Source organism: Limnohabitans planktonicus II-D5, from assembly GCF_001270065.2.
GTDB classification, from domain to species: Bacteria; Pseudomonadota; Gammaproteobacteria; order Burkholderiales; family Burkholderiaceae_C; genus Limnohabitans_A; species Limnohabitans_A planktonicus.
Genome location: NZ_LFYT02000028.1, coordinates 37,259 through 62,889, shown reverse-complemented (window position 1 = coordinate 62,889; position 25,631 = coordinate 37,259). Strand labels below are relative to the sequence as shown.

Annotated in this window: 28 protein-coding genes and 1 tRNA gene; 9 read left to right on the top strand and 20 right to left on the bottom strand. The window is 57.7% G+C overall.

What is annotated here, in order from left to right:
* Positions 1 to 37: 37 nt before the first annotated feature.
* The 8 genes from H663_RS37265 to H663_RS37235 all read right to left on the bottom strand — a co-directional run bounded on the left by H663_RS37265 (position 38) and on the right by H663_RS37235 (position 6,335).
* Positions 38 to 919, bottom strand: coding sequence for a cytochrome c oxidase subunit 3 (locus H663_RS37265; protein ID WP_053170907.1), 882 nt, complete (start codon positions 917 to 919; stop codon positions 38 to 40).
* A 45-nt stretch (positions 920 to 964) separates the two neighbouring features.
* The gene (locus H663_RS37260; RefSeq protein ID WP_053170910.1) at positions 965 to 1,189 is read right to left on the bottom strand and encodes a DUF2970 domain-containing protein; all 225 of its coding nucleotides are present in this window, start codon (positions 1,187 to 1,189) and stop codon (positions 965 to 967) included.
* Positions 1,186 to 1,815, bottom strand: coding sequence for a cytochrome c oxidase assembly protein (locus H663_RS37255; protein WP_053170913.1), 630 nt, complete (start codon positions 1,813 to 1,815; stop codon positions 1,186 to 1,188). Before H663_RS37255 ends, H663_RS37260 begins: the two co-directional genes overlap by 4 nt.
* Positions 1,816 to 1,824: 9 nt before the next feature.
* On the bottom strand, positions 1,825 to 1,941 hold the full coding sequence (locus H663_RS42250) for a cytochrome oxidase small assembly protein (RefSeq protein WP_420844065.1): 117 nt from the start codon (positions 1,939 to 1,941) through the stop codon (positions 1,825 to 1,827).
* Positions 1,942 to 1,946: 5 nt separating this feature from the next.
* Entirely contained in the window at positions 1,947 to 3,563 is a 1,617-nt protein-coding gene (ctaD, locus tag H663_RS37250) for a cytochrome c oxidase subunit I (RefSeq protein ID WP_053170916.1), read from the bottom strand.
* Positions 3,564 to 3,595: 32 nt separating this feature from the next.
* On the bottom strand, positions 3,596 to 4,768 hold the full coding sequence (gene coxB, locus H663_RS37245) for a cytochrome c oxidase subunit II (RefSeq protein ID WP_053170919.1): 1,173 nt from the start codon (positions 4,766 to 4,768) through the stop codon (positions 3,596 to 3,598).
* 77 nt (positions 4,769 to 4,845) lie between these two features.
* A complete protein-coding gene (locus tag H663_RS37240; RefSeq protein ID WP_053170921.1) occupies positions 4,846 to 5,322 on the bottom strand; it encodes a DUF2244 domain-containing protein in 477 nt (158 codons plus the stop codon).
* A 95-nt stretch (positions 5,323 to 5,417) separates the two neighbouring features.
* Positions 5,418 to 6,335 carry a hypothetical protein gene (locus H663_RS37235; RefSeq protein ID WP_053170923.1) on the bottom strand — a complete coding sequence of 306 codons (918 nt, stop codon included), beginning with the start codon at positions 6,333 to 6,335 and terminating at the stop codon, positions 5,418 to 5,420.
* A 101-nt stretch (positions 6,336 to 6,436) separates the two neighbouring features.
* On the opposite strand from H663_RS37235, the gene H663_RS37230 reads away from it, so the two are divergent.
* Together H663_RS37230 and trmL are read left to right on the top strand one after the other, a co-directional pair.
* Positions 6,437 to 7,186: a ComF family protein gene (locus H663_RS37230; protein WP_053170926.1), complete on the top strand. Its 750-nt coding sequence runs from the start codon at positions 6,437 to 6,439 to the stop codon at positions 7,184 to 7,186.
* Between the two features lie 56 nt (positions 7,187 to 7,242).
* A complete protein-coding gene (gene trmL / locus H663_RS37225) occupies positions 7,243 to 7,737 on the top strand; it encodes a tRNA (uridine(34)/cytosine(34)/5-carboxymethylaminomethyluridine(34)-2'-O)-methyltransferase TrmL (RefSeq protein WP_053170928.1) in 495 nt (164 codons plus the stop codon).
* On the opposite strand, the gene H663_RS37220 is transcribed toward trmL, so the two are convergent.
* Positions 7,728 to 8,183: a MaoC family dehydratase gene (locus H663_RS37220; protein WP_053171644.1), complete on the bottom strand. Its 456-nt coding sequence runs from the start codon at positions 8,181 to 8,183 to the stop codon at positions 7,728 to 7,730. The two genes, trmL and H663_RS37220, sit on opposite strands and share 10 nt — an antisense overlap.
* 773 nt (positions 8,184 to 8,956) lie before the next feature.
* Here H663_RS37220 and H663_RS37210 point away from each other — a divergent pair.
* Positions 8,957 to 11,575, top strand: a complete 2,619-nt coding sequence (locus tag H663_RS37210; protein WP_053171646.1) for a cation-translocating P-type ATPase — start codon at positions 8,957 to 8,959, stop codon at positions 11,573 to 11,575.
* 46 nt (positions 11,576 to 11,621) lie between these two features.
* Here the strand turns inward: H663_RS37210 and H663_RS41715 are convergent, their stop codons facing one another.
* From H663_RS41715 to H663_RS37195, 4 genes are all read right to left on the bottom strand, one after another.
* On the bottom strand, positions 11,622 to 11,795 hold the full coding sequence (locus H663_RS41715) for a hypothetical protein (protein ID WP_165803944.1): 174 nt from the start codon (positions 11,793 to 11,795) through the stop codon (positions 11,622 to 11,624).
* A gap of 1,397 nt (positions 11,796 to 13,192) precedes the next feature.
* On the bottom strand, positions 13,193 to 13,447 hold the full coding sequence (locus H663_RS37205) for a DUF2789 domain-containing protein (RefSeq protein WP_053176864.1): 255 nt from the start codon (positions 13,445 to 13,447) through the stop codon (positions 13,193 to 13,195).
* Between the two features lie 162 nt (positions 13,448 to 13,609).
* Positions 13,610 to 14,173, bottom strand: coding sequence for an NADPH-dependent FMN reductase (locus tag H663_RS37200; RefSeq protein WP_053175195.1), 564 nt, complete (start codon positions 14,171 to 14,173; stop codon positions 13,610 to 13,612).
* 31 nt (positions 14,174 to 14,204) lie between these two features.
* Entirely contained in the window at positions 14,205 to 14,738 is a 534-nt protein-coding gene (locus H663_RS37195) for a ferritin-like domain-containing protein (RefSeq protein WP_053176862.1), read from the bottom strand.
* A 101-nt stretch (positions 14,739 to 14,839) separates the two neighbouring features.
* Here H663_RS37195 and H663_RS37190 point away from each other — a divergent pair, with 101 nt between their 5' ends.
* Positions 14,840 to 15,019 (top strand): hypothetical protein, encoded by a 180-nt coding sequence (locus tag H663_RS37190; RefSeq protein ID WP_133240058.1) that lies wholly within the window; start codon positions 14,840 to 14,842, stop codon positions 15,017 to 15,019.
* The gene (locus H663_RS37185; protein ID WP_053175188.1) at positions 15,016 to 16,377 is read left to right on the top strand and encodes a class II fumarate hydratase; all 1,362 of its coding nucleotides are present in this window, start codon (positions 15,016 to 15,018) and stop codon (positions 16,375 to 16,377) included. The genes H663_RS37190 and H663_RS37185 overlap by 4 nt, the downstream gene beginning before the upstream one ends.
* 71 nt (positions 16,378 to 16,448) lie before the next feature.
* Here H663_RS37185 and H663_RS37180 read toward each other — a convergent pair whose 3' ends face one another.
* Complete coding sequence (locus H663_RS37180) at positions 16,449 to 17,387, bottom strand: LysR family transcriptional regulator (RefSeq protein WP_053175183.1); 939 nt, start codon at positions 17,385 to 17,387, stop codon at positions 16,449 to 16,451.
* Positions 17,388 to 17,504: 117 nt separating this feature from the next.
* Here H663_RS37180 and H663_RS37175 point away from each other — a divergent pair, with 117 nt between their 5' ends.
* From H663_RS37175 to H663_RS37160, 4 genes are all read left to right on the top strand, one after another.
* Positions 17,505 to 18,164, top strand: coding sequence for an RraA family protein (locus H663_RS37175; protein ID WP_053176860.1), 660 nt, complete (start codon positions 17,505 to 17,507; stop codon positions 18,162 to 18,164).
* A gap of 89 nt (positions 18,165 to 18,253) precedes the next feature.
* A complete protein-coding gene (locus H663_RS37170; protein WP_053175180.1) occupies positions 18,254 to 18,919 on the top strand; it encodes an RraA family protein in 666 nt (221 codons plus the stop codon).
* Entirely contained in the window at positions 18,919 to 19,548 is a 630-nt protein-coding gene (locus H663_RS37165; RefSeq protein WP_053175177.1) for an RraA family protein, read from the top strand. Before H663_RS37170 ends, H663_RS37165 begins: the two co-directional genes overlap by 1 nt.
* Positions 19,548 to 20,771 carry a pyridoxal phosphate-dependent aminotransferase gene (locus tag H663_RS37160; RefSeq protein ID WP_053176858.1) on the top strand — a complete coding sequence of 408 codons (1,224 nt, stop codon included), beginning with the start codon at positions 19,548 to 19,550 and terminating at the stop codon, positions 20,769 to 20,771. Before H663_RS37165 ends, H663_RS37160 begins: the two co-directional genes overlap by 1 nt.
* A gap of 26 nt (positions 20,772 to 20,797) precedes the next feature.
* Here H663_RS37160 and H663_RS37155 read toward each other — a convergent pair whose 3' ends face one another.
* From H663_RS37155 to H663_RS37130, 6 genes are all read right to left on the bottom strand, one after another.
* Complete coding sequence (locus H663_RS37155; protein WP_053175174.1) at positions 20,798 to 21,310, bottom strand: GNAT family N-acetyltransferase; 513 nt, start codon at positions 21,308 to 21,310, stop codon at positions 20,798 to 20,800.
* Positions 21,307 to 21,585, bottom strand: coding sequence for a type II toxin-antitoxin system TacA family antitoxin (locus tag H663_RS37150; protein ID WP_053176856.1), 279 nt, complete (start codon positions 21,583 to 21,585; stop codon positions 21,307 to 21,309). Before H663_RS37150 ends, H663_RS37155 begins: the two co-directional genes overlap by 4 nt.
* Positions 21,586 to 22,124: 539 nt before the next feature.
* Positions 22,125 to 22,217: transfer RNA gene (locus H663_RS37145), tRNA-Ser, on the bottom strand.
* A gap of 18 nt (positions 22,218 to 22,235) precedes the next feature.
* Complete coding sequence (locus tag H663_RS37140; RefSeq protein WP_053175171.1) at positions 22,236 to 23,498, bottom strand: aspartate kinase; 1,263 nt, start codon at positions 23,496 to 23,498, stop codon at positions 22,236 to 22,238.
* 146 nt (positions 23,499 to 23,644) lie between these two features.
* Positions 23,645 to 24,589, bottom strand: coding sequence for a tRNA lysidine(34) synthetase TilS (gene tilS / locus H663_RS37135; RefSeq protein WP_053175169.1), 945 nt, complete (start codon positions 24,587 to 24,589; stop codon positions 23,645 to 23,647).
* Positions 24,590 to 24,618: 29 nt separating this feature from the next.
* Positions 24,619 to 25,593, bottom strand: a complete 975-nt coding sequence (locus tag H663_RS37130; RefSeq protein ID WP_053175166.1) for an acetyl-CoA carboxylase carboxyltransferase subunit alpha — start codon at positions 25,591 to 25,593, stop codon at positions 24,619 to 24,621.
* Positions 25,594 to 25,631: the final 38 nt, after the last annotated feature.

Below are 25,631 nucleotides of genomic sequence, written 5' to 3'. Positions count from 1 at the left end.
GCCCTTGGGCGCTTTTTTGTTGGGGCCAAGGGCTGGCTTACATCCAATACACGAGGATGTACAAACCCAGCCAGACCACGTCCACGAAGTGCCAGTACCAAGCCGCACCTTCAAAACCAAAATGTCGGTCTTTGGTGAAGTGACCTTTTTGCAAACGCAAGGTGATGAACAAAAGCATCAACATGCCCACGAACACGTGAAAGCCGTGAAAGCCGGTCAGCATGTAGAAGGTGGAGCCATAAATACCGGATGACAACTTGAGGTTCAAGTCACCCCAAGCATGGGCGTACTCATAACCTTGAACGAACAAGAAAATCAAACCCAAAATCACCGTCATCCACATGTACATGATGGTTTTGCTGCGATTGCCCACTTGCAGTGCATGGTGCGCAATGGTCAAAGTCACGCCAGATGTCAACAACAACGCGGTGTTGATGGTAGGCAACCAGAAGGGTCCCATGGTTTGAAAGGGCTCGACGAAACCAGCTGGTGAAGTGGTCGCACCGGGCACCACGCTGGGCCATGCGGCTTTGAAGTCAGGCCAAAGCAATGCGTTGTCCAGGCTACCGAGCGCAGGAATCGAATGTGAACGGGCCCACCACAGTGCGGTGAAGAAAGCGCCAAAGAACATCACCTCAGAGAAGATGAACCAGGTCATGCTCCAACGGTAGGACAAGTCGATTTTGCGACCGTACATGCCGGTCTCACTTTCGTGCACGGCCTCAGAGAACCACTGGTACAAGACGATCAACCACCAGGCCATACCGAAGAACAGGCAATACATGCCCCATTCGACGCCGTTGATCCATTGGCCTGCGCCCAGGATGACGAAGAACAAGCCAATGGCCGACATGACCGGGTGGCGTGACTCGTGCGGAACATAGTAGTAAGGCGTGCTGCCGTGTGCTGCTGAACTCATGGGGACTCCTGCTCTCTCTTCTATCGAAATCTTATTTTTTGGCGGTTAAAGGCCTGTGGGCTGAACCACGACCCAGTTGACCAGGGCCATCAGCCCCAGAACAAACAACAATGCCGCAACAATGGCCACACCGATGATGTGAAACGGGTTGAGCTTTTCAAGGTCTTGTTGGTAGTCGGCATTCTTTCGGAGGCCGACAAAGGACCAAAGAACGGCCTGAATGGTGCGCAACCAGGACGTTTTGGACACGGGCATCTCAGGCGTGGTCATGATCCCCAACCTGTCTTGACCGGCAAGGGCTGGACCACAGCCGCCAAAGGCGCTGTCGGGGCGGCTGGCGTCTTGCCGCCCACCTCAAAGAAGGTGTAGGACAGCGTGATGGTGGTCACGTCTTTGGACAACTTAGGGTCGATCACAAAGGCGACGGGCCAGGATTTTTTCTCGCCGGGCTCCAGGGTGTACTGGTTGAAACAGAAACACTCGAGCTTGTTGAAATGGTTGGCCGCATTGCGTGGTGCATAGCTGGGAATGGCTTGAGCAGCCATGCGGCGATTTTGTACATTCTGGAACTCGTACATCACAGTGCTGAGTTCGCCAGGGTGCACCTGCATGGAGCGCCTCTCGGGCTTGAACTCCCAAGGGCCACGCACATTGGCGTCGAACTCGACGGTGATGGTGCGGGTGGTATCGACCTGGCTGTTGCGCAAAACCTCAGCGGCTTTGCCAGCCTTGGCATTGCCCGGGACCTGTGTCTCGGAAATTGACAGGATGTTGATGCCTGTGATTTCGCAAATCGCCTTGTAAATAGGCACCAGCGCATAACCGAAGCAGAACATGCCCGCGGTCACCACCGCCAGTTTGCCCACCATCTTCAGGTTTTCACCGCGCAGGTTCATCACGCTCTTTCAGGGGTTGAGGATCAACAACTTGGCCACAAACCCGAGCAGCACAGCAAGTGCCACCGAGGCCAGGATCAGGCCCAGGCGCACATTGCTTTTTCTTTGTTCGGGTGTCATGGCCATGGCAATCAACCAATTACGCGGGTCGCGGTGGCGTCCAGCTTGGGTGGGTTTTCAAAGGTATGGAATGGGGCAGGCGAAGGCACTTCCCACTCGAGGCCTTCAGCACCTTCCCAAGGCTTCTGAGGCGCCTTCTCGCCTTTGCCCATCATGGCAGGCAAGACGATGAACAAGAAGAAATAGACCTGGGCAAAACCGAAGAAGAAGGCACCCACCGAAGCGATCATGTTGAAGTCGGTGAACTGCATGGGGTAGTCGGCGTAGCGACGGGGCATGCCTGCCAGACCCAGGAAGTGCATCGGGAAGAAGGTGATGTTGAAGGAAATCAGCGACCACCAGAAGTGGATCTTGCCGCGTGTTTCGCTGTACATCACACCGGTCCACTTGGGAATCCAGTAGTAAACGCCTGCGAACAGTGCAAACAGAGAACCCGCCACCAGCACGTAGTGGAAGTGGGCCACCACGTAATAGGTGTCCTGCAACTGAATGTCGATCGGGGCCATGGCCAGAATCAGGCCGGTGAAACCACCCATGGTGAACACGAAAATGAAGCCCACAGCAAACAGCATGGGGGTTTCAAAGGTCATCGAGCCGCGCCACATGGTGGCAATCCAGTTGAAGATCTTCACAGCGGTCGGCACGGCGATCAGCATCGTGGCGTACATGAAGAACAACTGACCTGTGACCGGCATACCGGTCGTGAACATGTGGTGCGCCCACACGATGAAGGACAGGATGGCGATGGACGATGTGGCGTACACCATGGAGGCGTAACCGAACAACTTCTTGCGGGCGAAGGCAGGCACGATCTGGCTGATGATGCCGAAGGCCGGCAAGATCATGATGTACACCTCAGGGTGACCGAAGAACCAGAAGATGTGCTGGTACATGACCGGGTCACCACCACCAGCGGGGTTGAAGAAGCTGGTGCCAAAGTGGCGGTCTGTCAGGGTCATGGTGATCGCGCCAGCCAACACAGGCATCACCGCGATCAGCAAATAAGCGGTGATCAACCATGTCCAGGCGAACATGGGCATCTTCATCAAGGTCATGCCGGGAGCGCGCATGTTCAGGATGGTCACGATGATGTTGATCGAACCCATGATGGACGAGGCACCCAGGATGTGCATGGCAAAAATACCAGCGTCCATGGAGGGGCCCATTTGGAGGGTCAATGGGGCGTACAAAGTCCAACCAGCTGCAGGTGCGCCGCCAGGCATGAAGAATGAACCGACCAGCATCAGAGCCGCAGGAATCATCAGCCAGAAGCTGAAGTTGTTCATGCGGGCAAAGGCCATGTCGGAAGCGCCGATTTGGAGCGGCAGCATCCAGTTCGCGAAGCCCACGAAGGCCGGCATGATCGCGCCAAACACCATGATGATGCCGTGCATGGTGGTGAATTGGTTGAACAACTCAGGGTTCACAATTTGCAAGCCAGGCTGGAACAGCTCAGCGCGGATACCCAGCGCCAAGACACCACCAATCATGAGCATGGCAAAGCTGAACAACAGGTACAGGGTACCAATGTCTTTGTGGTTGGTGGCATACACCCAACGACGCCAGCCCGCAGGCGCGTGACCGTGGTCGTCATGGGCGTGATCGTGATGGTCTAGAACGGCACTCATCTTGATTTCCTTTGATTTGTATACGGTACGGCTTATTTGCGAGCGGCCAGAACTTCAGCCGGTTGCACGATTTGCCCGGTCTTGTTGGACCAGTTGTTTTTGGTGTACGTGATGACAGCAGCGATTTCGGTGTCGGACAACTGCTTCCATGCAGGCATGGCACCGTTGTTTTGACCATTCAACATCACCGCGATTTGCTTGGACTTGTCGGCATCAAGCACCACCGCAGAGCCGTCCACTGCCTTGATGGCGCCCGCACCTTTGCCGTTGGCTTGGTGGCAGGCTGCACAGTTGGCAGCGTAAACCTTTTCACCACGCTTGGACAAATCGTCCAAAGCCCAGACTTTGGCCGGATCATCGGCTTTGGCTGCTTGCTTTTTCTTCTCGACCTGAACCCAAGCGGCATAGTCTTCTGCGGAAAGCACTTTCACGTGGATGGGCATGTAAGCATGCTCTTTGCCGCAGAGCTCTTGGCACTGGCCGTAAAAGTCACCGGTTTTTTCAGCACGGAACCAGGTGTCGCGCACGAAACCTGGGATCGCGTCTTGTTTGATGCCGAAAGCGGGCACCGCAAAAGCGTGGATCACATCGTTGGCGGTGGTGATCACGCGCACTTTTTGACCCACAGGAACCACCAAGGGGTTGTCCACTTTGAGCAGGTAGTTGTCGCCTTCCGGCTTGCCTGCATCGGACATGGCACGCTGGCCGGAATCCAAAGTGGAAATGTAGCTCAGGCCTTCGCCCTCACCCTTGATGTAGTCGTAGCCCCACTTCCACTGGTAACCCGTGGCCTTGATGGTCAGATCGGCATTGGTGGTGTCTTTTTGGGCCACCAGCACCTTGGTAGCAGGGAGCGCCATCAAGATCACGATCAGGAAGGGCACTGCCGTCCAAATCACTTCCACCGTGATGGATTCAGTGAAGGTGGCGGGCTTGTGGCCGACCGATTTGCGGTGCTTCCAGATGGAGTAGAACATGACCGCAAACACGGCAATGAAAATGACCGTGCAAATGATCAGCATGAACCAGTGCAGCCATTGCTGCTCTACGGCGATCTTGGTCACTGGCGGATGCAAATTCAGCTGATTGACAGCAGGGCCGCCCGGCAAATCATTGACCGCATAGGCTGCAGTGGCCATCCAGGCACCCGCAAAAATGCCCGCACGGGACAACTGCGAAGCCAATTGATTGGAAATATTCTTCATGGTTCTCACTAACTTCCAAGACTCTGTTGAACTCACACCTCAGGCAAACCGGGCCAAGCCCCGTTTACCCCTAAGCATCACGCGGAGCGCAATGCCTTTCTGATTTCTCGCGCCAACAATTGGCGCATTTCGGGGCGTACAAAACGCCCCACCTCCATTGAACGCCCCTGGCCTGATAACTCAATCAGACTGTGGTCGCCAGATTTAGGCTCGACTCGCACCCATTGACGAACAAATTCTGCTCGCTCCATGCGTCCGGCGAACTCTCTTTCCACCACAAGCTTTGAGCCATGCAGTGAAATCCACTCACCGTCGGTTGCATGTCTGGCGTAGACCAAAAATGCTACACCCACAACTACAACTTCAAACCCCGCAAAAACCAATACCAAAGTAGCACCCTGAAACCAGAAAAATCCTCCGATACCCAAAGAGACCAAGCACAGCGAAAGATACAACCACGCCAACTGGGATGGGGTTATCGAGCAATTGCGCCGAAGCTGCCATTGAATAACGGATCCAGACTCTTGTGCGAACTGGTAGATGGTATTTGACACGTGTCAACTTTCACTAAGCTAACGGGCTTTTCAGCATACTCTGAGGCCAAATCCGGCCGGATTTTACCTGAGTTACGAAGGGGTTTTGATTCATCTCAAACTTTGTCGGAGATATGCGACTGACCACGCAGCATTTGACGCATTTGACCCAAACCAATTTCCGTATGCGGTGTGACCTTCATGCGAATTGGCGGCTTGATGGCATGACCATAGACGATCTCGAAAGTCAATGACAAACGCCCACCCGTCTCAGGCTTGGCCAAAGTCATCAAAACCTCTGAAAGCTGCTGATACCAAAGGCGGCCGCGCAAGCCCTCAAAGCGCTTCACACTCAAGTTGCGCCCCAAGCCACGCAACTCTGCCAGCAATTTCTCGGGCGTTTCAAAGGTCAGGGTTATTCGCTCCATGTCCATCACAGGCTCTGAAAAACCCGTTTGCACCAACATGTCTCCCCAATCGTGCATGTCTGTGAACTCCTGCGCTGGCGCGTGCCAGCCTCGTTGGGCATAGGCATCGCGCAATTCCCGCAAAGTGTCTGGACCCAAACATGAAAACATCAAAAATCCGTCTACTGCGAGTGTTCGATACCAAACTTCGATCAGTTTTTGGGGGTGAGCGCAGGTGTGTAAATGCATGTTGGCCCACAACATCTGGGATTGTCCGTCCGGCGGCAAGCCCACCTGAGCCTGTGATCCCCACCAGCGCAAGGGATGCCACCAAGGCCTTAGCAGTGACTTTTTAACTGCGCGCGCCTGAGCAGGATGTTCGCATTGGATCAAGTCTTTCGCGTTGGGATACCGCTGCTGCAAGTCCTTATGGGCCTTCATACCACCACGCAAGGGTTCCCAATGAACCCATTGCGCAGGCGTCAACTTGATGAAATCAAGCCGCTCTTGCATGCGTGCAGCCACCTCCTCGTGCAGCCAAGGCGATGCCATCACCGGATCAGGGAATGCCGCCCAACGGGCCGCGGCAACAGGATCAAGTGAAGGGGGGCGATCAGATACAGACATGGCCAAAGGGTCAAAAGCTTTGAAAATACAACACGCTGCTCACGCACTGGGTAGATTGAAGCAGGCTTGTCGTCAGGGGGTGGCGGCAGTATATTGATTTCATGTGGTCCAAGTTATTCAAAGGAGAAAACCCATTGTTGGCCTTGCGCAGGCCAGACAGTGCCTGGGCCTGGTTACCGAGCCGCTGCGCGGTGTGCCGCAGTTGGCCGCATGCCCCTTTGTGTGACACCTGCATCAGTCGTTTTGCCCCACCACTTCATCGCTGCAGAACTTGTGCATTGCCCATGCCCACGCAGATGGTCGACATGTGCGGCGCGTGCCTGAAGTCGCCCCCTCCATTGGATGCCTGCCTTTGCGCCACTTCCTATGCCTGGCCATGGCGCGATTTGATTGCCCATCTCAAATTTCACCAGCAACCGGGCTGGGCTGGACCGTTGGCTACCCTGATGATGAGCGCCCCATGGGTAGAGGACACGCTGGAGGCTGCTGACTGGGTGCTTCCTGTACCCTTATCTGCCCAACGGCTCGCAGAGCGGGGCTACAACCAAGCCTTGCTGCTGGCGAACAAACTCTGCCCCGAAAAAACCGATGCCCACTTGCTGCTGCGCACCCGCAACACGCCGGCCCAGCGCAGCTTGCCCAGAGCAGAGCGTCTGAGTAACCTGCAAGGCGCTTTTGCAATCGAACCTTTGCGAGCCCATGACATCCGTGGCAAACGGGTGGTTTTGATCGATGACGTGATGACCAGCGGGGCCTCGCTGTACACCGCGGCGCGGGTGCTGCGGCAAGGGGGTGCCACCCACGTCAGCGCCATTGTGCTGGCCCGCACCGAAGCTGACAGCGAAGGCTGAAGCTCCGCCTAACTCTCGGGCCTCGCCCCCTCAGACCCCAAGGCACAATACGGGCCATGTTCCATATCGTCCTCGTCGAACCCGAAATCCCCCCCAACACGGGCAACGTCATCCGCCTGGCGGCGAACACCGGCTGCACACTGCATTTGATCGAACCGCTGGGTTTTTCCATGGACGACAAGCACATGCGACGCGCCGGACTCGATTACCACGAATACGCCGCCTTGCGTCGCCATGCCGACTGGCCCGCCTTTCTGGACAGCGAACGCCCCGCCGCAGACCGGATGTTTGCACTGACCACCAAGGGCAGCAAAGCGGCTCACACCGTGGCCTTTGAGCCTGGAGATTGGCTGATCTTTGGCGCCGAAACCCGGGGCTTGGCTCCAGAACTGCGCGAACAATTTCCGCTGAACCAGCGCATCAAACTGCCCATGCGCGAAGGTCAGCGCAGCCTCAACCTGTCCAACGCCGTGGCCGTGACCGTCTTTGAAGCCTGGCGGCAAAACGGTTTTGGCGAGGCCAGTTTGGCCCCATCCAGCCATCAGGCGTAAAGGCGCACCAGGGATTCGGCCACGCAAACGGGCTTGTCACTGCCCTCTCGCTGGATCGAGACATTCCACTGCAGCTGCAGGCCATTGCCCTCCAAAGGCGTGGCCGAATGCAAATGCAAATGTGCCCGCAAGCGGCTACCCACTGGCACTGGGGCCATGAAACGCACCTTGTTCAGGCCGTAATTGACCCCCATGCGCGCCTCGGTCACCACGATGGTCTTGTCAAAAAACTGGGACAGCAGCGACAAGGTCAAAAAGCCATGGGCAATCGGCGCACCAAACGGGCCTTGTTTGGCCCGCTCGACATCGACATGAATCCACTGGTGGTCACCCGTTGCCTGTGCAAACTGATTGACCTGCTCCTGCGTGATCTCGATCCATTCAGAAGCCGCGACATCCTGGCCGACACAAGCGGCCAAATCGGCCAAAGTATTGAAAGTTTTCATGCCTTCGACTGTAGACAGGCTGGGTGGCTCGGGCTGTCCAGGCTGTGACAGCGGTCCCTGATCCTGCCCCGAAGACATGGCCTGAAGCTGTTGCCGCAATTGCGCCAACTGTTCACGGTAATGGGCCGCATCGCCGTAATCCACAAAGCCATGGTAGTAAGGATGGGCATGCAAAACCCGGCGGGCATGCTTGATCGGACACCAGTACTGCTCGGTCAAACCCACCACCTCGCGGCCATAGGCCATCAAACCGTTGCCATACGAGCAGTACGCACAATTGATCTTCTCCAGAACGTTCAAGTAGGCCAGATGCGTGCGGTCAAAGACAAAATAGTCTGAGCGCTTGACACGCGCCATCCCGTACATCGGAAAGCACACCCACTGGTACAGGGTGATGAACGCATCTAGCACCAACATGGGCAAAAGCACCGGGTAGATGAAGGGCACGCTCAACAGATGTCGCCAGTCCGCCGTCAGGATGTAGCGCAGCACACCCTGCTTGAAACGCCGCTGCTGCGCCACGACTTCTTTTTCAAACTTCACCTTGCGCTTCTCAAAGTCCACCTGCAGCTGCTGCCTGCGCTGCGCGAACTCATCCTCAATCTGCATCTCCAGCTGGTGGATGCGCTCCAGAAATTCTTGAATCTTGGTATTCATGATCGTCCTTTGACAGCCACAGGGTGCTCGCAGCTGCAGCGACAGACATTGGGCTGGACATGACATGCGTCAAATCCACCCCCGAAAAACCAGGCACAGTGCTCAAACAGCACACCATGACAGCAAACCACATTAACACTCTTGACGGGCTGACGACAGCGCAAGCCGCACAAAAGCTGCTGCAAGACGGCCCCAACGACATCGAGCAAGCCAAGGTGCGACCGATCTGGCGTCGTTTGATCGACATGCTGCGCCAGCCCATGTTTGCACTGCTGGTCACTGCCGCCCTCCTCTACATCGTGCTGGGCGATCTGACCGAAGGCCTGACACTGAGCGTATTTGTGCTGGCAGTGCTGGTACTGACCTTCTACCAGGAAGGCAAATCCGAAAAATCCATCCAGGCCTTGCGCCAGTTGACCCAAGCCAATGCCCAGGTGGTGCGCTCAGGCCAGACCCTCAAAATCCCCGCACGCGAGGTGGTGGTCGGGGACTGGCTGCTGATCTCCGAAGGCGATCGCGTCGCAGCGGACGGCCAACTGCTGAGCGCCAACAACCTGCAAATCGACGAATCCATGCTCACGGGCGAATCCGTGCCCGTGAGCAAGCAAGCCCACACCAGCGACACGCCTGCCAACAGCCAAAACACCGTGCAAGCGGGCACCTTCATCGTGCGAGGACAGGGCGTGGCTCGTGTGACTGCCACCGGCCAACGCAGCCAGGTCGGCCAAATTGGCCAGAGCCTGAACCAGCTCATGGTCGACACCACCCCCCTGCAACAACAAACCGCAAGCCTGGTCAAAGTTCTGGCCAGCATCGTCTTGGTCTTGTGCCTGGTCATGGTGCTCACGCTGGGCTGGCGCACGGGTCAGTGGATACCCGCCGTTCTGTCCGGCATTGCGCTGGCCATGGCCACACTGCCCGAAGAATATGCCGTGGTGCTCACCATCTTTCCGGCCATGGGCGCACACCGGCTGACCCGAACTGGCGTGCTGACGCGGCGCATCCAAGCCATCGAAACCCTGGGCGCCATCAGCGTGCTGTGCACCGACAAAACCGGCACCCTGACCCAAAACCGCATGACCGTGACGGCGCTGGCCGTGAAGACACACAACGCTGCAGCCGACGCCAGCCTCCTGACATGGCATGCAGGCGCCCCCACATTGAGCGAAGACTTTTACCCCCTGGTGGAACACGCCATTCTGGCCAGCGCCCCCGAGCCCTTTGACCCTATGGAGGCGGCCTTCCATGCCCTGGGTCAAAAGCATCTGGCCGCTACCGACCACCTGCACGCCGATTGGGAACTGGTGCAAACCTACGCCCTGAGCCCCCAACTGAAAGCCATGTCACACGTCTGGCAAATGAACGATGGCCCCGACCGCACGGTGTCGGCCAAAGGCGCGCCAGAAGCCATGATGGCTTTGTGCCACCTCCAGGACGCTGAGCGGAAAACCTGGTCAGCTCAGGTCGAGCGCATGGCCGCACAAGGCTTGCGTGTGCTGGCCGTAGCGCAAAGCCGCTTTGTGGGCAACGACTGGCCCGAAAGCGTCCACGGCTTTCACTTCGAATGGCTGGGACTGATCGGTTTGACCGACCCCTTGCGTCCAGAAATTCACCAGGCCGTGGCCGAATGCCAGTCGGCCGGTATCCGCGTCATCATGATCACCGGCGACTACCCCGCCACTGCCCAGGTGATTGCCCGCCAGGCGGGACTGCCTGAAGGCGAGACCCTGAGTGGCGACACCCTCGACAGCCTGAGTGACCCGCAATTACAAGCGCGGCTGGCCCAAGTGACGGTGTGCGCCCGCATCTCGCCCCATCAAAAACTGCGCATCGTGCAGGCCCTGCAAGCCGCTGGCGAAGTGGTCGCCATGACCGGCGACGGCGTGAACGACGCCCCCGCCCTTAAAGCCGCCCATGTGGGCGTTGCCATGGGCGCGCGCGGCACCGACGTGGCCCGCGAAGCCGCCGACCTGGTGCTGGTGGACGACAACTTTGCCTCCATCGTGCGCGGCATCCGGGTGGGTCGGCGCATCTTTGGCAATCTGCAAAAGTCCATGCACTACATCTTCGCCATCCACATCCCGATTGCAGGCATTGCGCTTGTGCCCATGCTCATGGGTTGGCCCCCCATGATGCTGCCGCTGCATGTGGCGCTGATGGAAATGGTGATTGATCCGGCCTGCTCCATCGCCTTTGAAAACGAACCAGCCGATGCCCAAGTGATGCAACGCCCGCCACGCGACACCACAGCCCCCTTGTTTGGTGCCAGCGCCATTGCCCTGGCGATGGGGCAAGGCCTGTGCGTGCTGGCCAGCGTGGCCTTAACGTATTTTTTGGCCCAAAAAGGGCTGGGCGCCTGGGCCTCTGACGGGGTAGCCCAACTGGGATGGTCACCACTTGATCCCGCGCAAACCCGCGCCATGGTCTTCGTCACCTTGGTGGTCGGCAATGCTGCCCTGATCCTGAGCAACCGAGCCCAAGGCGGCGCATTTTGGGCCAGCTTGCGCGTGCCCAACCCCACCGCTTATGCCGTCATGGGCCTGGCATTGGGCTTTTTGATGGTGGCCATTTACTGGCCCTGGCTGGCGGGGCCGCTGCAATTCAAAGCGCCCCCCGCGCAAGCGCTGTGGGTGGCCATCGGTTCAGGGCTGTTGAGTTTGGTCAATGTGACCTTGTTGCAGTGGGCATTTGCAACAAAACATGAGACAGCCCTCCAACGACCAGATAGTCAGTGAGGCTCCCGGAAAATTGCAGTGTTCTCAGCCGCCATAAGCGTTCAATTCACACCTGCTGGCTCTGACCCTCGGGCCCCTCATTCACACTGCCGCCGAATTTCAAGGCCGGGTGCTCGCGCTGCGACTGCAGCAAGGATTGCCACATCTGGTGGTAACAGCGCTCCCGACCCAACAACGTGTCGTCGATCAAGCCGACCTGCTCAGGGTAGCAGCGTGTCATGTGCGCACGGCCCAACAAAATGTTCCAGAAAAAACAGCAGCTTGCCAAAGATATCCTTGTCCTGCCCCGCGCCGTCGACATGGGTGATGGCGTGGTGCGCCCAATTCGTGGCCGGGGTGGAGATGGATTAGGCCCTGTGAAGTTTTTGCTTTAGATCGGCGGTCGAAGACCCCGACGTGGGCCTGTGCCGAAGCGACCAAACGTCGGACCTGAAGGTGCCGACCTACGAGGGATCTGTATTTGTAGGTCGGCGGCTTCAGCCCCGACATGGGCCTGTGCCGAAGCGGGCAAACGTCGGACCTGAAGGTGCCGACCTACGAGGGATCTGTATTTGTAGGTCGGCGGCTTCAGCCCCGACATGGGGCCTGTGCCGAAGCGAACAAACGTCGGACCTGAAGGTGCCGACCTACAAGGGATGTGTATTTGTAGTTCGGTGGCTTCAGCCCCGACATGGGCCTGTGCCAAAGCGGGCAAACGTCGGACCTGAAGGTGCCGACCTACGAGGGATGTGTATTTGTAGGTCGGTGGCTTCAGCCCCGACATGGGGCCTGTGCCGAAGCGAACAAACGTCGGACCTGAAGGTGCCGACCTACAAGGGATGTGTATTTGTAGTTCGGCGGCTTCAGCCCCGACATGGGCCTGTGCCGAAGCGGGCAAACGTCGGACCTGAAGGTGCCGACCTACGAGGGATGTGTATTTGTAGGTCGGTGGCTTCAGCCCCGACATGGGGCCTGTGCCGAAGCGAACAAACGTCGGACCTGAAGGTGCCGACCTACGAGGGATCTGTATTTGTAGGTCGGCGGCTTCAGCCCCGACATGGGCCTGTGCCGAAGCGGGCAAACGTCGGACCTGAAGGTGCCGACCTACGAGGGATCTGTATTTGTAGGTCGGCGGCTTCAGCCCCGACATGGGCCTTTGCCAAATCGAACAAACGTCGGACCAGAAGGTGCCGACCTACGAGGGCCACGGAATTTGTAGGTCGGTGGCTTCAGCCCCGACATGGGCCTGTGCCGAAGCGGGCAAACGTCGGACCTAAAGGTGCCGACCTACGAGGGCCACGGAATTTGTAGGTCGGTGGCTTCAGCCCCGACATGGGGCCTGTGCCGAAGCGGGCAAACGTCGGACCTGAAGGTGCCGACCTACAAGAGATGTGTATTTGTAGGTCGGTGGCTTCAGCCCCGACATGGGCCTGTGCCGAAGCGGGCAAACGTCGGACCTGAAGGTGCCGACCTACGAGGGCCACGGTATTGGCTTCAGCCCCGACATGGGCCTGTGCCGAAGCGAACAAACGTCGGACCTGTTGGTGCCGACCTACGAGGGATGTGTATTTGTAGGTCGGCGGCTTCAGCCCCGACAAGTTTGCGCGCCAAGGCCACCACAGCGCAGGCGCTTGATTTTCAGGACGAGCTGACGTCAGGCGAGCGGTGCAACTTGGTGTTGAGTTCGTCGACCACCGGTGCCCAAGCGGCATCGAGCACCAAGGCTTCTCGCAAAAAGCTGGCCTGCGAAGCCGTCCAGAAGGGCGCGTCGTGCAAACAGGTGGTTCCATCCATGATCACATGCTTGGCAATGAAGCGGTCAATACTGGCGTCATCATTGGCCTCACCCAGTTGTGCAAACAGGGTTTTCATGTTTTTTTCAATCAGTTCCATGCTCAATCCTTGATACAGATGGGCGCATGTCTTCACCTTGGTGGACAACTGCGCCCGGGCAGTTGCGACTGATCAATGACAGCCAATTTGTGACCTGACGGATGCTGCTGCATTGACCAGCACAGCCATGCCCAAATGCCATGCAAGCATGGGCCAAGTGCGTCATGGTGTCTTGCCCTGCACATGCAGCCGCAACCAGGACACATACTGATCCATCCATCCCTGCACGAAGCCCAGACTGGTGGTACCGATGTGACCATCCTCTGTCCAAAAGCCTTCTTTGGCGTGGATAAAGGCTTCAGGTTGTCCCATCGTGGGCACATTCAGATAGGCCAGAATATTGCGCAAATGCTGCTGCGCCAGTGCAGTGCCCAAGACGCCCACAGAAGCTCCGAGCACGCCCGCTGGCTTGCCGGCCCACACACTTTGTCCATAGGGGCGTGATGCATGGTCAATCAGGTTTTTCAGCACACCAGGAATCGATCGGTTGTATTCCGGTGTGACAAACAACAGGCCATGTGCCGACTGGATTTGCGACTTCACGCGCAGCACCGAAGCGGCCTGGTGCTCGTCATCGTCTTGGTTGTAAGGCGGCAAGTCATCGAATTTCACCTGACTGAAGCTCAGTTCCGGTGGTGCCAATTGGATCAAGGCATCGGCCAACTTTTGATTAAGAGAATCGCGGCGAAAGCTGCCGACAATGACGGCAATGTAGAGGGTGTTCATAAAGAGGTCCTGTGCCATGCAATCGGACGTCTTACATGCCGCTGAGCAGGCTGGCCAAGTCGTCTGCATGCTCCTCTTCCACGGCGAGGATGCGCTTGAGCATGTCGCTGGTGGTGGAGTCTTTATCGCCAATGCTTTGAATGGTCTCGCGGTAGCTGTGAATGGCGATGCGTTCGGCCACCAGGTTTTCGCGAATCATGTCCTCCAAGTCGGCGCCGACTTTGTATTCGGCATGACTTTGGCCTTCCAGGTTTTGCGGCGCAAAGTCAGGCTCCCCCCCCAGCTGCACGATGCGCGCAGCCAGGCTGTCAGCATGCGCCAGTTCCTCGTTGGAATGCGCCAAAAATTCATCAGCCACTGCACGGGAGTGGATACCCCGGGCCATGAAGTAATGGCGTCGATAACGCAACACACACACCAACTCTGTGGCCAGCGACTGGTTGAGTTGTTTGAGCAACTCCAGACGGTCCGCTTCGTAATCTGCCGTCACGGCACCTTGCTCAAGATGTTTGCGCGCTTCTCGGCGCATGTCCTTGATCTCGGTGATATTGGATTTATTCGACATGATCATCTCGCTGAGTAAAAACATCACTTTGCAACAGAGCGTTCATGGGCACCGTGCGGCAGCGAACCGACGCACTGTATGAGCAATGCGCCAATGACTCCATGCAAAACCCACGACCCGCCCCTGTGTTGGGCACACCAACACCAACACCAACACCAACACCAACGCCCACGCGTGATCAGCCTGCTCCAGCCCCAGTGCCCCCGCAAGAGCCCGATTTTCCAGAGCGCCACGATGACCCTGAACAAGCCGAGGAGCTGGAGCGCCAGCAAGACGCATGAAGACCACCCGAACGCAAACTGATAGCTTCGGCTCACTGGAGATTGCAGCCGATGCGCTGTGGGGTGTGCACACCGAGCGCAGCTTGCACTTTTTCAATATCGGCACGCAACGCATGCCTGTGGAAATCATTCACGCCATGGCGCACATCAAGGCGGCAGCGGCAACAGTCAACGCGCAGCTGGGCCTGCTTGATGAGTCCAAGGCATTGGCCATCACGGCGGCCGCACAACGCATTGCCGCTGCGCAGCTCGATGACGCCTTTCCCCTGTCGGTGTGGCAAACCGGCTCCGGCACGCAAAGTCACATGAATGTGAACGAAGTCATCGCCACACTCGCCAAACAAGCCGGCCTGACCGTGCACGTGAATGACGATGTCAATCTGGGTCAATCATCCAACGATGTCTTTCCCTCGGCCATGCATATCGCCGTGCTGCAACTGACGCACAACAAGCTTTTGCCAGCGCTCAATGCCTTGCATGAATCGATGTTGGAAAAAGCCGTGGCCTTCAAGGATTTGGCCAAAGTCGGTCGCACACATTTGCAAGATGCCGTCCCGATCACACTGGGTCAGGAATTCAGTGGCTATGCCGCGCAACTGGCCCTGTGTCAGGTCAGCATTCACCATGCCCTGGACGGGGTGTGTGCGCTGGCCATCGGCGCAACGGCCGTGGGCACGGGTGTGAATACGCATCCGGAATTTGGCAGCCGCGTGGCCAGTTTGCTGGCCACACAACTGCGCCTGCCATTGCGCCAGTCCAGCAATCTGTTTGCGGCTTTGGCCGGACATGAGGCTCTGGTGGCGCTGCTTGGCAGCCTGCGCATGCTGGCCATCGCATTGAACAAAATCGGCAACGACATCCGCCTCATGGGCAGCGGCCCACGCGCAGGCCTGGGTGAGCTGCTGCTGCCGCAAAACGAAGCGGGCAGTTCCATCATGCCGGGCAAAGTCAACCCGACCCAGGTCGAAGCCCTGTGCATGGTCTGTGCTCAAGTCATGGGGCATGACGTGGCAATTGGCATTGCTGCCAGCCAGGGTCAGCTGGAACTGAACGTCTACAAACCCTTGATCGCCCTGGATGTGCTGGACAGCATTCGGCTACTGGGCGATGCCATGCACAGTTTCAACCTGCATTGCCTGGCAGGTTTGGAAGCCAACTTGCTACAACTGGCTCACAACCTGGAGCGATCCCTGATGCTGGTCACCGCACTGAGCCCCCATATCGGCTATGACCGCGCGGCACAGATTGCCAAGCTGGCCCAGCAAGAAGGCACCACGCTTCGCGAGGCGGCTCTCCAGTTGGGCGCAGTCTCAGCGCAGCAGTTTGATGAATGGGTCGATCCGCGCGGCATGTTGTAGGGCGTGCATTGGCAATGTCCGAAGGCACCACAGAACTTAGGCACAGGTCGTGACTCATTAAGCTGCCCTGTTCATGTGAATGACGATCCAATGGGCATGCCGCGACACTGCTGCCGGCTTGCAAGCCACTTCACAGCGACGTCCACCATGGGATGATGGCGTGCATTGTTCCAGGCCAACGCTGCAGTCACGACCATAGCGCGCTCTTTCAAAGGCCGCACGACTACATTTTCGGGTGCGAGCTTCTTCATTTGAGAGGGTACCAATGCGACACCTTGGCCGCACCCCACATAAGCGATTTGTGAAGTGATGGACCTCACCTCGTGAAGCACACGCGGCGCGAATCCATGAGCCCGACAAACCGACGTGAGCATGTCAAAGTAGACGGGACTCACCTGCCGAGAAGACATGACAAGCGACTCATTGGCCAGCGACTTCAAACGAATACGCGGCTGACGGGCCAATGCGTGATCGGCAGGCAACGCTACGGCCAAGCGGTCCTCGGCGAGCGGCATGGTTGAGATGCCCTGACCGATATCACCATCCAGTCTGACGAATGCAAGATCCAGCTCACCAGCCTCCAATGCCGGAATCGCTTCAACGCTGTCAATCTCCCGGATGAAAATTGTCAGGTGCGGGTGTGACTTCTTTAAGGCCGCAAGCAATGGCGGCACCGTCTGCAGCATCGCCGATGTAATCGCGCCGATGTGCAACACCCCAGACTGACCTGCAGCAACCTCACGGACAACTTGTTCCAACTTTTCAACTTGTGTGGCAAATTGCTTGACGGCAGGCAGGATCGCTGCGCCCGCAGGACTCAGCCGTGTGCCTTGGCGCGAACGGCTGAACAGCGTGACCTTAAGGGATTGCTCCAACACCTTAATGGCTTCTGTGAGCGGTGGCTGCGACATGTTCAGTCGCTTAGCTGCGCGACCAAAGTGCTGCTCTTCGGCCACGGCTAGAAACATCCACAACTGGCGAATCAGGCGAAAGTCAATGGTTCCGTTCATGCATACCCCCCAATAGTCTTATTCCAAATTATGTATCACGCAGATATTGAATTTGAAATTTACCAATCAGAGAGCAAGGTAAACAATGCTCAACACAACGACTCCTCCTCTTGCCCCATGTCTGATACTGATCCTCTTGACCGACTTGCAGCCCTTGATACCAACACCCTTTCCGACGCACTTGACTTCCTTGGCTTGCAAGGTGCGACATTCGGAATTCGCCCACTTTGGGATTGCCCCAAGGTCGTGGGGCGTGCCAGCACCATCCAACTTGGGCCCAAGACCGATGTCAGACCCACTACTCACCTGATTTCGCCGGTGATAGACGCGGTAAACACAACAGACCGCGTGCTGGTCATTGCCGGCGGTGTAGATGGCATTTCTTGCTGGGGCGACATCCTGGCGAACGCCGCCAAATACAAGCAAATCCGCGGCTCCGTCATCGACGGCCTCAGCCGAGACATCGAAGGCAGCGAGTCCATCGACTACCCCGTCTACGGGCGCGGCGTGACGATGATCAGCGCACGAAACAGAGTGATCCAGATCGACTCCGGCAAGCCGGTGCAGTTCGCGGGCGTGACCGTCAACGAGGATGACTTTGTCATTGCAGATCGCTGCGGCACCGTGTTCGTGTCTTCAGTCAATATCGCAGAGGTACTTGATCTCGGCGAGCGCATTGCCAAGCGGCAGGAGCTGATGGTATCTGCCGTGCGAGCGGGTCGATCTGTTGCACAAGTGATGCACGACAAAGAGTTCGAGGCCATTTTCAGCAAGTGACCCCTTTTTCTGGTTTTCCCTTTCAGATTTAGGAAGACGACATGCCGAATACGCTCATGAAAAACGACGATTAACTGGATTCAATCAACATGAAAACAGAAGACAAAGAACTGGTTGCCCTCTTTGAGGGACTGGACACTCCAGGCATTTCTGACGCCTTGGACAAGCTCGGCCTGCACGGGCAGGCACTGGGCATTACACCTTTAGCGAACTACACACAAGCTGTTGTCGGTCCAGCGTTCACCGTCAAGTACGTGCCCGCCTCTGTTCCGGCCGGCACTGTTGGCGACTTCATCGACGACGTCGCTCCTGGCGATGTGGTCGTGATCGACAACGACGGGCGAACTGACTGCACCGTTTGGGGCGACATCATGACCCAGTATGCAGGCCAGCACGGCATCGCAGCCACCGTCATCGACGGGGTTTGCCGTGATGTGGCCAAAGCGCTTGAGGACAGTTACCCCCTGTTCTCCGTTGGCCGATTCATGCGCACTGGCAAGGACCGCGTACAGGTCGAGTCGGTCAACACGACCATCTCTATCGGAACCGTGCGTGTTGCCTCACGCGACATCGTGGTGGCCGATGCCAACGGCGTTGTGATTGTGCCCAGAGGCCAAGCCAGGAAAGTGGCAGAAGTGGCGCGGCACATAGAAGGTGTTGAATCCGCGATCCGGGAGGCCATCCGCCAAGGTGCCAGCTTGGGCGAAGCTCGCGCATCACTTGGTTACCACTCGCTTCAAACCAAGGAAAAATGATGAAATACACAGCTGATTTGCTGCTGCGGGCTACCAAGCTGGGCACTTCCACCTTGTTCGAGGCATCCAAGATTGCAAACAGTGCGATCGACCCAGCCATACGTCCGGTGTGGTCTGGTGCCAGCATCGCAGGCCCGGCCTACCCCTTGGAATGCTCCCCCGGCGACAACCTGGCCATCCACCTCGCTCTTGAGAAAGTCTCCAGAGGGAGTATCTTGGTGGTGTCCACTGGTGGATTCGTTGCGGGGTATTGGGGTGAAGTGCTGACGGTTGCAGCTGAAGCTGCGGGGGTGGTCGGCTTGGTGATCGATGGAGGTGTGCGCGATATCTCAGCCATCACAGCGCGACGCTTTCCGGTCTTTACGCGGGGCATCTCCATGCGCGGCACCATCAAGGCCAGTGCACCTTCTGTCGGCAAGACCATCAGCTTTACAGGTACACCGGTCTCCGTGGGGGATCTGGTTGTTGCCGATGATGACGGCGTCCTGATATTGCCTGCGGCACAAGTCCCGACCACTTTGGATCAAGGGCAGCTGCGTGCCGACAATGAAGCGCAGATGATGAGCGCGCTTGCCGAAGGCAAAACCACCCTGGAGCTGATGCAACTCACCAAGTGGAGATCTGAGTGATCCAGAACAATGAAGTACGTCTGAACTGTCACCTTGCCGCAGTCAAGCCTTCCGCAACCTACAAAGTGATCGACCGTGTGGCTGAGCTGCGTGCCCAAGGCGTCTCGCTCATTTCATTGAATGCAGGTGAGCCAGACTTCGACACCCCACCCCATGTCAGGCAAGCAGGGATCGAGGCGATCCGCAAAGGCCATACCCGCTACACGCAGGTGGCAGGCATCCGTCCCCTGCGTGAAGCCATCGCCCGCAAGTTCAGTCGCGAAAATGGACTGGATGTGGACTGGCGCAACACCTTGGTCAGTACCGGGGGGAAGCAGGTCATCTTCACGGCGCTCGCAGCGACGCTGAACGAAGGTGACGAAGTCATCGTGCCTGTGCCTTATTGGGTGAGCTACCCCGAAATCGTGCAGCTTTGCGGGGCAAAGACCGTTACTGTTCAGTGCGAGGCCGCCAACGGCTTCAAGATGACACCTCAAGCGTTGAGGCACGCCATAACGCCTCGCACACGTTGGTTGGTTTTGAACTCGCCGTCAAACCCCTCCGGCGCCGTCTACTCTCAAGAAGAGTTGCGGGCACTTTCAGCGGTACTTCTGGATCACCCACAAGTACTCGTTTTGTCTGACGACATCTACGAGCACCTCATTTTTGATGATGTCACGCACCACACCATGGCCCAAGTGGCACCACGTTTGCAGGATCGCGTTCTGACCATGAACGGCGTATCAAAGGCATATGCCATGACGGGGTGGCGCATCGGCTTTGGCACTGGGCCGGGCTGGCTGATCGACGCCATGGAGAAGCTACAGGGACAGCAGACCTCGGGCGCGTGCTCTATTTCGCAGTACGCTGCGCTTGCAGCCTTGGAAGGGCCCAAGGACTTCATCAGCGCAGCACGGTCTGCTTTCCAGAGAAGACGCGATCTTGTCGTCAGCAAGCTCAATGCGGGACCTGGGTTTCGTTGCGCCAAACCACAAGGCGCTTTCTATGTCCTTGCATCTTGTGCCGATCTTCTAGGCAAGACGACACCAGCGGGGAGATTCCTCGCCAGTGACGAGGACGTTGTTGCGGCCATGCTGGAAGAAATTCATGTCGCCGCCGTTCATGGAAGCGCCTTCGGCCTCGGCCCCTATGTCCGAATGGCTTACGCACTGGATGATCAAAAACTGTCGATGGCTTGTGATCGGATCAACGATTTTTGCGCTGGTTTGATCTTAAGGTCATGAGAGTACGCATTTCCTTAACTTTTAACTCAGGCTTTGCCTGCCATGGCCTTGATGTCCTTCATCAAAAGGAACAGGTGAAACGGATCGGATGGGCTGGGTTCGAACTCCCAATTGAGATACCACAGTCTGGCAGGCTCGTCCTTGGCGTGCACCAGCAGTGCACGAATACCGGCAATGTCTGCCGCTTGTGCAGCGCGCAGCAGCGCATCTTTGAGCAGTGCTTTGCCAAGCCCTTCGCCTTGGTGCTGAAGGTCCACAGCCAGCCGGGCCAAAATCATCACCGGCACGGGGTGTTGTGGAATGCCTTTGGTCACACGCGGAGCCGCATGGGATGGCTCGATACTGCCAACCGCCAAGCTGTAGAAACCAACGACCGAGCCCGACTGGCAGCTCACGTAGGTTTGCGCACTGTTGGATTTTTGGTTGACAAGCGCAAATCGCTGCAAAAACTGGTTCAGTGCGCTCTGGCCACAGTCAAAGGACTCAACGGCGTCCGAACCGGCCAGTTTGCGTACTGGCTCGTAAGCCTGCAAACTCAACCAAGCAGCCCCGGCTCAGACAAAAGCTTCTTGAGCTTGGGCTTGGCGCTCACGGGCTGATCCAGTGCTGCCTGAAACGCCAGCCACTTCTCGTCACTCAGCTCGAAACGGGTGCGGTCAGCCAAGGTCTGGTTGGCCGCCATGATGCCCGCGTCGAGCAGAAACTCGCTCACATTTTTGTGCGCCACACGCGCCGCATCTTGAAGCAATTGCTTCACTGGCGCGCTGGCGCGTACATCGATGCGCTCAGATTTGGAATGAATGACTGCGGTCATGGCCCCCCCTTTTTTGGACAGTTGTTCCATCATAGCGTCCGGACAACGTACTGACAATCGTTTTATAACGACTGTACCCCTAATGCACCGCCCCCCCCAAAGCGCCAACACAAATAGTGGGGCAGAACATACTTCATCACAAACTGCCTAAGATTTTGATGGGCAAGAACATCAAGCACTTGGTGTCCAGTTCATCTTTCTATTGATTCGGCCCTGTGAAGTTTTCAATGCTCAAAGACGCTGTAGGTCGGCGGTCGAAGACCCCGACATGGATCTGTGCCAAAACCCATCATGTCGGACTCTGCGAGTACCGACCCAAGAGAAGACATGTCTCACACATTTCAAACTTCAGCGGGCCGGATCAATAAATCTTGAGACAAACTCATCTTGCAAGAGCTTTCATACCCCTGTTCTGTTGAGGTCGGGGATTCGACGCATGGAGTATTCAAGCCCTGATGACCAGTCAACATGAGATAGCGGGAAAATTGGTGAGCGCACAAATGAAAAATGCGCCGAAAGGCGCATTTTTACTGGGTCACTGGCGGAAACGGAGGGATTCGAACCCTCGATGAGGCTCTACACCCCATACTCCCTTAGCAGGGGAGCACCTTCGGCCACTCGGTCACGTTTCCAGCAGGTCAAATTATAGCTCAGGCTTGGTCCAAGTCGAAGGCTTTGTGCAAGGCGCGCACCGCCAATTCCATGTATTTTTCATCGATCACGACCGAGGTCTTGATTTCGGATGTGGAGATCATCTGGATGTTGATGCCCTCTTCGCTCAAGCTGCGGAACATCTTGCTGGCCACGCCCACATGGCTGCGCATGCCGATGCCGACGATGGACACCTTGCAGATCTTGGCGTCACCCGCCACTTCGGCGGCGCCCAGTGCGGGCAAGACTTTTTCCTTCAGAAGATCAATGGTCTTGGCATAGTCATTGCGGTGCACGGTAAAGCTGAAGTCGGTTTTGCCGTCTTTGCTCAGGTTCTGGATGATCACGTCCACTTCGATGTTGGCATCGGCCACGGCGCCCAGAATTTGGTAGGCGATGCCGGGCTTGTCGGGTACGCCCAACACGGAGATTTTGGCTTCGTCGCGGTTGAATGCGATGCCGGAAACGACGGCTTGTTCCATTTGTTCGTCTTCCTCAAAAGTGATCAGGGTGCCGGATGCGGCTTCTTCATTGATATCGATGTCCCAGGGCGTGAAGCTCGACAGCACGCGCATGGGCACTTTGTATTTGCCAGCAAACTCCACCGAGCGGATTTGCAGGACCTTGGAGCCGAGCGAGGCCATCTCCAGCATCTCTTCAAAGCTCACGGTGTGCAGACGACGCGCTTCGGGCACCACGCGGGGGTCAGTGGTGTAGACGCCGTCCACATCGGTGTAGATCAGGCATTCGTCGGCTTTGAGGGCAGCGGCCACGGCCACGGCCGAGGTGTCCGAGCCGCCGCGGCCCAAGGTGGTGATGTTGCCGTTGTCGTCCACGCCTTGGAAGCCCGTGATGATGACCACTTTGCCAGCGTTGAGATCGCCCATCACGCGGGCATCGTCGATCGACTCGATGCGTGCTTTTGTGAAGGCACTGTTGGTCTTGATGGCCACTTGCCAGCCCGCGTAGCTGACCGAAGGCTGGCCTTCGGATTGCAAGGCAATGGCCAACAAGGCCGAGGAAGCTTGTTCGCCGGTCGAGGCCAGCATGTCGAGTTCGCGGCTGTAGGCATCGCCGGGTTTGGCGGGGGCCAGCTCTTTGGCCAAGCCGAGCAAGCGGTTGGTCTCGCCGCTCATGGCGCTGGGCACCACCACGATCTGGTGGCCAGCGCGGGCCCATTTGGCCACGCGCTTGGCGACATTGCGGATGCGCTCGGTCGAGCCCATCGAGGTGCCGCCGTATTTGTGAACGATCAAAGCCATGTGTCGTTTATGAATAAAGGATGACAGCGGGTGCGAGCCTTCAAAGCCCGCACCGCAAACATTTGAGAGGGCTTTGGCCCCAGCAAAACCCGTCGATTGTAGCAACCGGGCAGAGCGCTTTGGCTGGCAAGCCAGCGCCCACGCTCTCAGGAGGCATGCCAGAGCAGACAGGCACCCTCTCGCCTGACAAAGCCCTGCCCCACTTTCAGGTGCAGTCGATGGCCCCGTGTGGTGCATGCGGCCACCTGGTCGAGCAGTTCATGGAGCTGGGCCGTGCTGGGGGTGGTGGCATGTTGAATTCGCAACCAATGGCGCAGCACCAAAGCCTGGCGCGGGCGACTGAGCAACTGCAAGGCGGCAATGCGCGGCGGCACGCCGATGAGGGCCAAGTCTTGCTCGGCCACCTCGTTCAACACCTCTTGTGCCTGTGCCGCATGGCCAGCGCTGCGGGCAAAGGTGTCGCGAAAAGCAGGCAGGGCTTCGGCCAGTGCAGGCAGCACTTGCGCTCGAATGCGGTTGCGCGTGAATTGCGTACAGGTGTTGCTGGGGTCTTCGATCCAAGCTTGGCCTTGCGTGGTCAGCCACTGGCGCAAAACGGCACCTGGCACTGCCAACAAAGGCCGATGCCAATGCAGGCCCAACCGCTGCCAGTGCGCAGGCATGCTGGCCAGCCCCGGCAAACCGGCGCCACGAGACAAAGCAATCAGCAAAGTCTCCACCTGGTCATCCGCATGTTGGGCAAGCGCAATGTCCCGGACCTCGGGCCATTCGGTGTTCACCGCTTCGGCAAGCGCACTGTAGCGGGCCTTGCGGGCTGCGTCTTCGGGGCTTTGCCCGGGTGCATTTCCGGCCTGCACCCGGCGCACAGCCAGGGGCACCTTCATTTGCTGGCAAAGCGCCTGGCAATGGCGCTCGAACTCATCGGCGGCCGCTTGCAGGCCATGGTGGATGTGCACCGCCCTCACCTGCCCCGGCCAGCGCTGAGCGCAGGCCAACAACAAGGCGGTGGAATCCGCCCCGCCGCTGTAGGCCACCACAAAAGGAAGGCCCGGGCTGAAGGCAGCCAGGGCCTGTTCCGGGGATTGCGCCATGTGTGTAGCCCGAAGGCTCAGCTCAGCGTTTACTTACCGGCTTTGGTGTCGGTGAAGCGCCCGTAGCTGTTCAGGCGCTCGTAGCGACGCTCTTGCAGTTCTTTGGGCTTGAGGTCGGCCAATTGGCGCCAGGCGTCGCCCAAGGCACGTTTGAGGAAAGAGACCATTTGCGCGGGATCGCGGTGCGCGCCACCCACAGGCTCGTTGACGATTTTGTCCACCAACCCCAAAGCTTTGAGGCGGTGCGCCGTGATACCCAGGGCTTCAGCGGCCAGTTCGGCTTTTTCGCTGGTTTTCCACAAAATGGAGGCGCAGCCTTCCGGACTGATCACCGAATAAACGGAATACTGCAGCATCAGCACCTGGTCGGCCACCGAAATGGCCAGCGCTCCGCCGGAGCCGCCTTCGCCAATGATGGTGGTGATGATGGGCACCTCCAGCTGGGCCATCTCGAAGATGTTGCGGCCAATGGCTTCGGACTGGCCACGCTCTTCTGCGTCGATGCCGGGGTAGGCACCGGGCGTGTCCACAAAAGTGAACACGGGCAGTTTGAATTTTTCAGCTGTCTTCATGAGGCGCAGGGCCTTGCGGTAACCCTCGGGCTTGCTCATGCCGAAGTTGCGCAGGGCGCGCTCTTTGGTGTCGCGGCCTTTTTGCTGCCCCAGCACCATGCAAGCCTGGCCATTGAAACGCGCCAGCCCACCCACGATGGACAAGTCATCGGCAAAGTGACGATCCCCGTGCATCTCGACAAAGTCGGTGAAGATGCCGTTGATGTAGTCCAGCGTGTAAGGGCGCTCGGGATGGCGCGAGATTTTGGTGACCTGCCAGGGGGTCAGGTCACTGTAGATGTCTTTGGTCAGTTGCTGGCTTTTCTTGCTCAGCTGGTCAATTTCAAGGGTGATGTCCACCGCCGATTCGCTTTGCACATAGCGCAGCTCTTCGATCTTGGCTTCGAGTTCGGCAACGGGTTGCTCGAAGTCGAGAAATGTTTTTTTGGCCAAGTTTTTCTCCTCAGTTAATCATCGCAAGGGCAAAAACC

Coding starts and splice junctions, on each gene's coding strand:
- H663_RS37265 (WP_053170907.1), bottom strand. CDS start 919: ATGAGTTCAGCAGCACACGGCAGCACGCCTTACTACTATGTTCCGCAC.
- H663_RS37260 (WP_053170910.1), bottom strand. CDS start 1,189: ATGACCACGCCTGAGATGCCCGTGTCCAAAACGTCCTGGTTGCGCACC.
- H663_RS37255 (WP_053170913.1), bottom strand. CDS start 1,815: ATGAACCTGCGCGGTGAAAACCTGAAGATGGTGGGCAAACTGGCGGTG.
- H663_RS42250 (WP_420844065.1), bottom strand. CDS start 1,941: ATGGCCATGACACCCGAACAAAGAAAAAGCAATGTGCGCCTGGGCCTG.
- ctaD (WP_053170916.1), bottom strand. CDS start 3,563: ATGAGTGCCGTTCTAGACCATCACGATCACGCCCATGACGACCACGGT.
- coxB (WP_053170919.1), bottom strand. CDS start 4,768: ATGAAGAATATTTCCAATCAATTGGCTTCGCAGTTGTCCCGTGCGGGC.
- H663_RS37235 (WP_053170923.1), bottom strand. CDS start 6,335: ATGTCTGTATCTGATCGCCCCCCTTCACTTGATCCTGTTGCCGCGGCC.
- H663_RS37230 (WP_053170926.1), top strand. CDS start 6,437: ATGTGGTCCAAGTTATTCAAAGGAGAAAACCCATTGTTGGCCTTGCGC.
- trmL (WP_053170928.1), top strand. CDS start 7,243: ATGTTCCATATCGTCCTCGTCGAACCCGAAATCCCCCCCAACACGGGC.
- H663_RS37220 (WP_053171644.1), bottom strand. CDS start 8,183: ATGAAAACTTTCAATACTTTGGCCGATTTGGCCGCTTGTGTCGGCCAG.
- H663_RS37210 (WP_053171646.1), top strand. CDS start 8,957: ATGACAGCAAACCACATTAACACTCTTGACGGGCTGACGACAGCGCAA.
- H663_RS41715 (WP_165803944.1), bottom strand. CDS start 11,795: ATGACACGCTGCTACCCTGAGCAGGTCGGCTTGATCGACGACACGTTG.
- H663_RS37205 (WP_053176864.1), bottom strand. CDS start 13,447: ATGGAACTGATTGAAAAAAACATGAAAACCCTGTTTGCACAACTGGGT.
- H663_RS37200 (WP_053175195.1), bottom strand. CDS start 14,173: ATGAACACCCTCTACATTGCCGTCATTGTCGGCAGCTTTCGCCGCGAT.
- H663_RS37195 (WP_053176862.1), bottom strand. CDS start 14,738: ATGTCGAATAAATCCAATATCACCGAGATCAAGGACATGCGCCGAGAA.
- H663_RS37190 (WP_133240058.1), top strand. CDS start 14,840: ATGCAAAACCCACGACCCGCCCCTGTGTTGGGCACACCAACACCAACA.
- H663_RS37185 (WP_053175188.1), top strand. CDS start 15,016: ATGAAGACCACCCGAACGCAAACTGATAGCTTCGGCTCACTGGAGATT.
- H663_RS37180 (WP_053175183.1), bottom strand. CDS start 17,387: ATGAACGGAACCATTGACTTTCGCCTGATTCGCCAGTTGTGGATGTTT.
- H663_RS37175 (WP_053176860.1), top strand. CDS start 17,505: ATGTCTGATACTGATCCTCTTGACCGACTTGCAGCCCTTGATACCAAC.
- H663_RS37170 (WP_053175180.1), top strand. CDS start 18,254: ATGAAAACAGAAGACAAAGAACTGGTTGCCCTCTTTGAGGGACTGGAC.
- H663_RS37165 (WP_053175177.1), top strand. CDS start 18,919: ATGAAATACACAGCTGATTTGCTGCTGCGGGCTACCAAGCTGGGCACT.
- H663_RS37150 (WP_053176856.1), bottom strand. CDS start 21,585: ATGACCGCAGTCATTCATTCCAAATCTGAGCGCATCGATGTACGCGCC.
- H663_RS37140 (WP_053175171.1), bottom strand. CDS start 23,498: ATGGCTTTGATCGTTCACAAATACGGCGGCACCTCGATGGGCTCGACC.
- tilS (WP_053175169.1), bottom strand. CDS start 24,589: ATGGCGCAATCCCCGGAACAGGCCCTGGCTGCCTTCAGCCCGGGCCTT.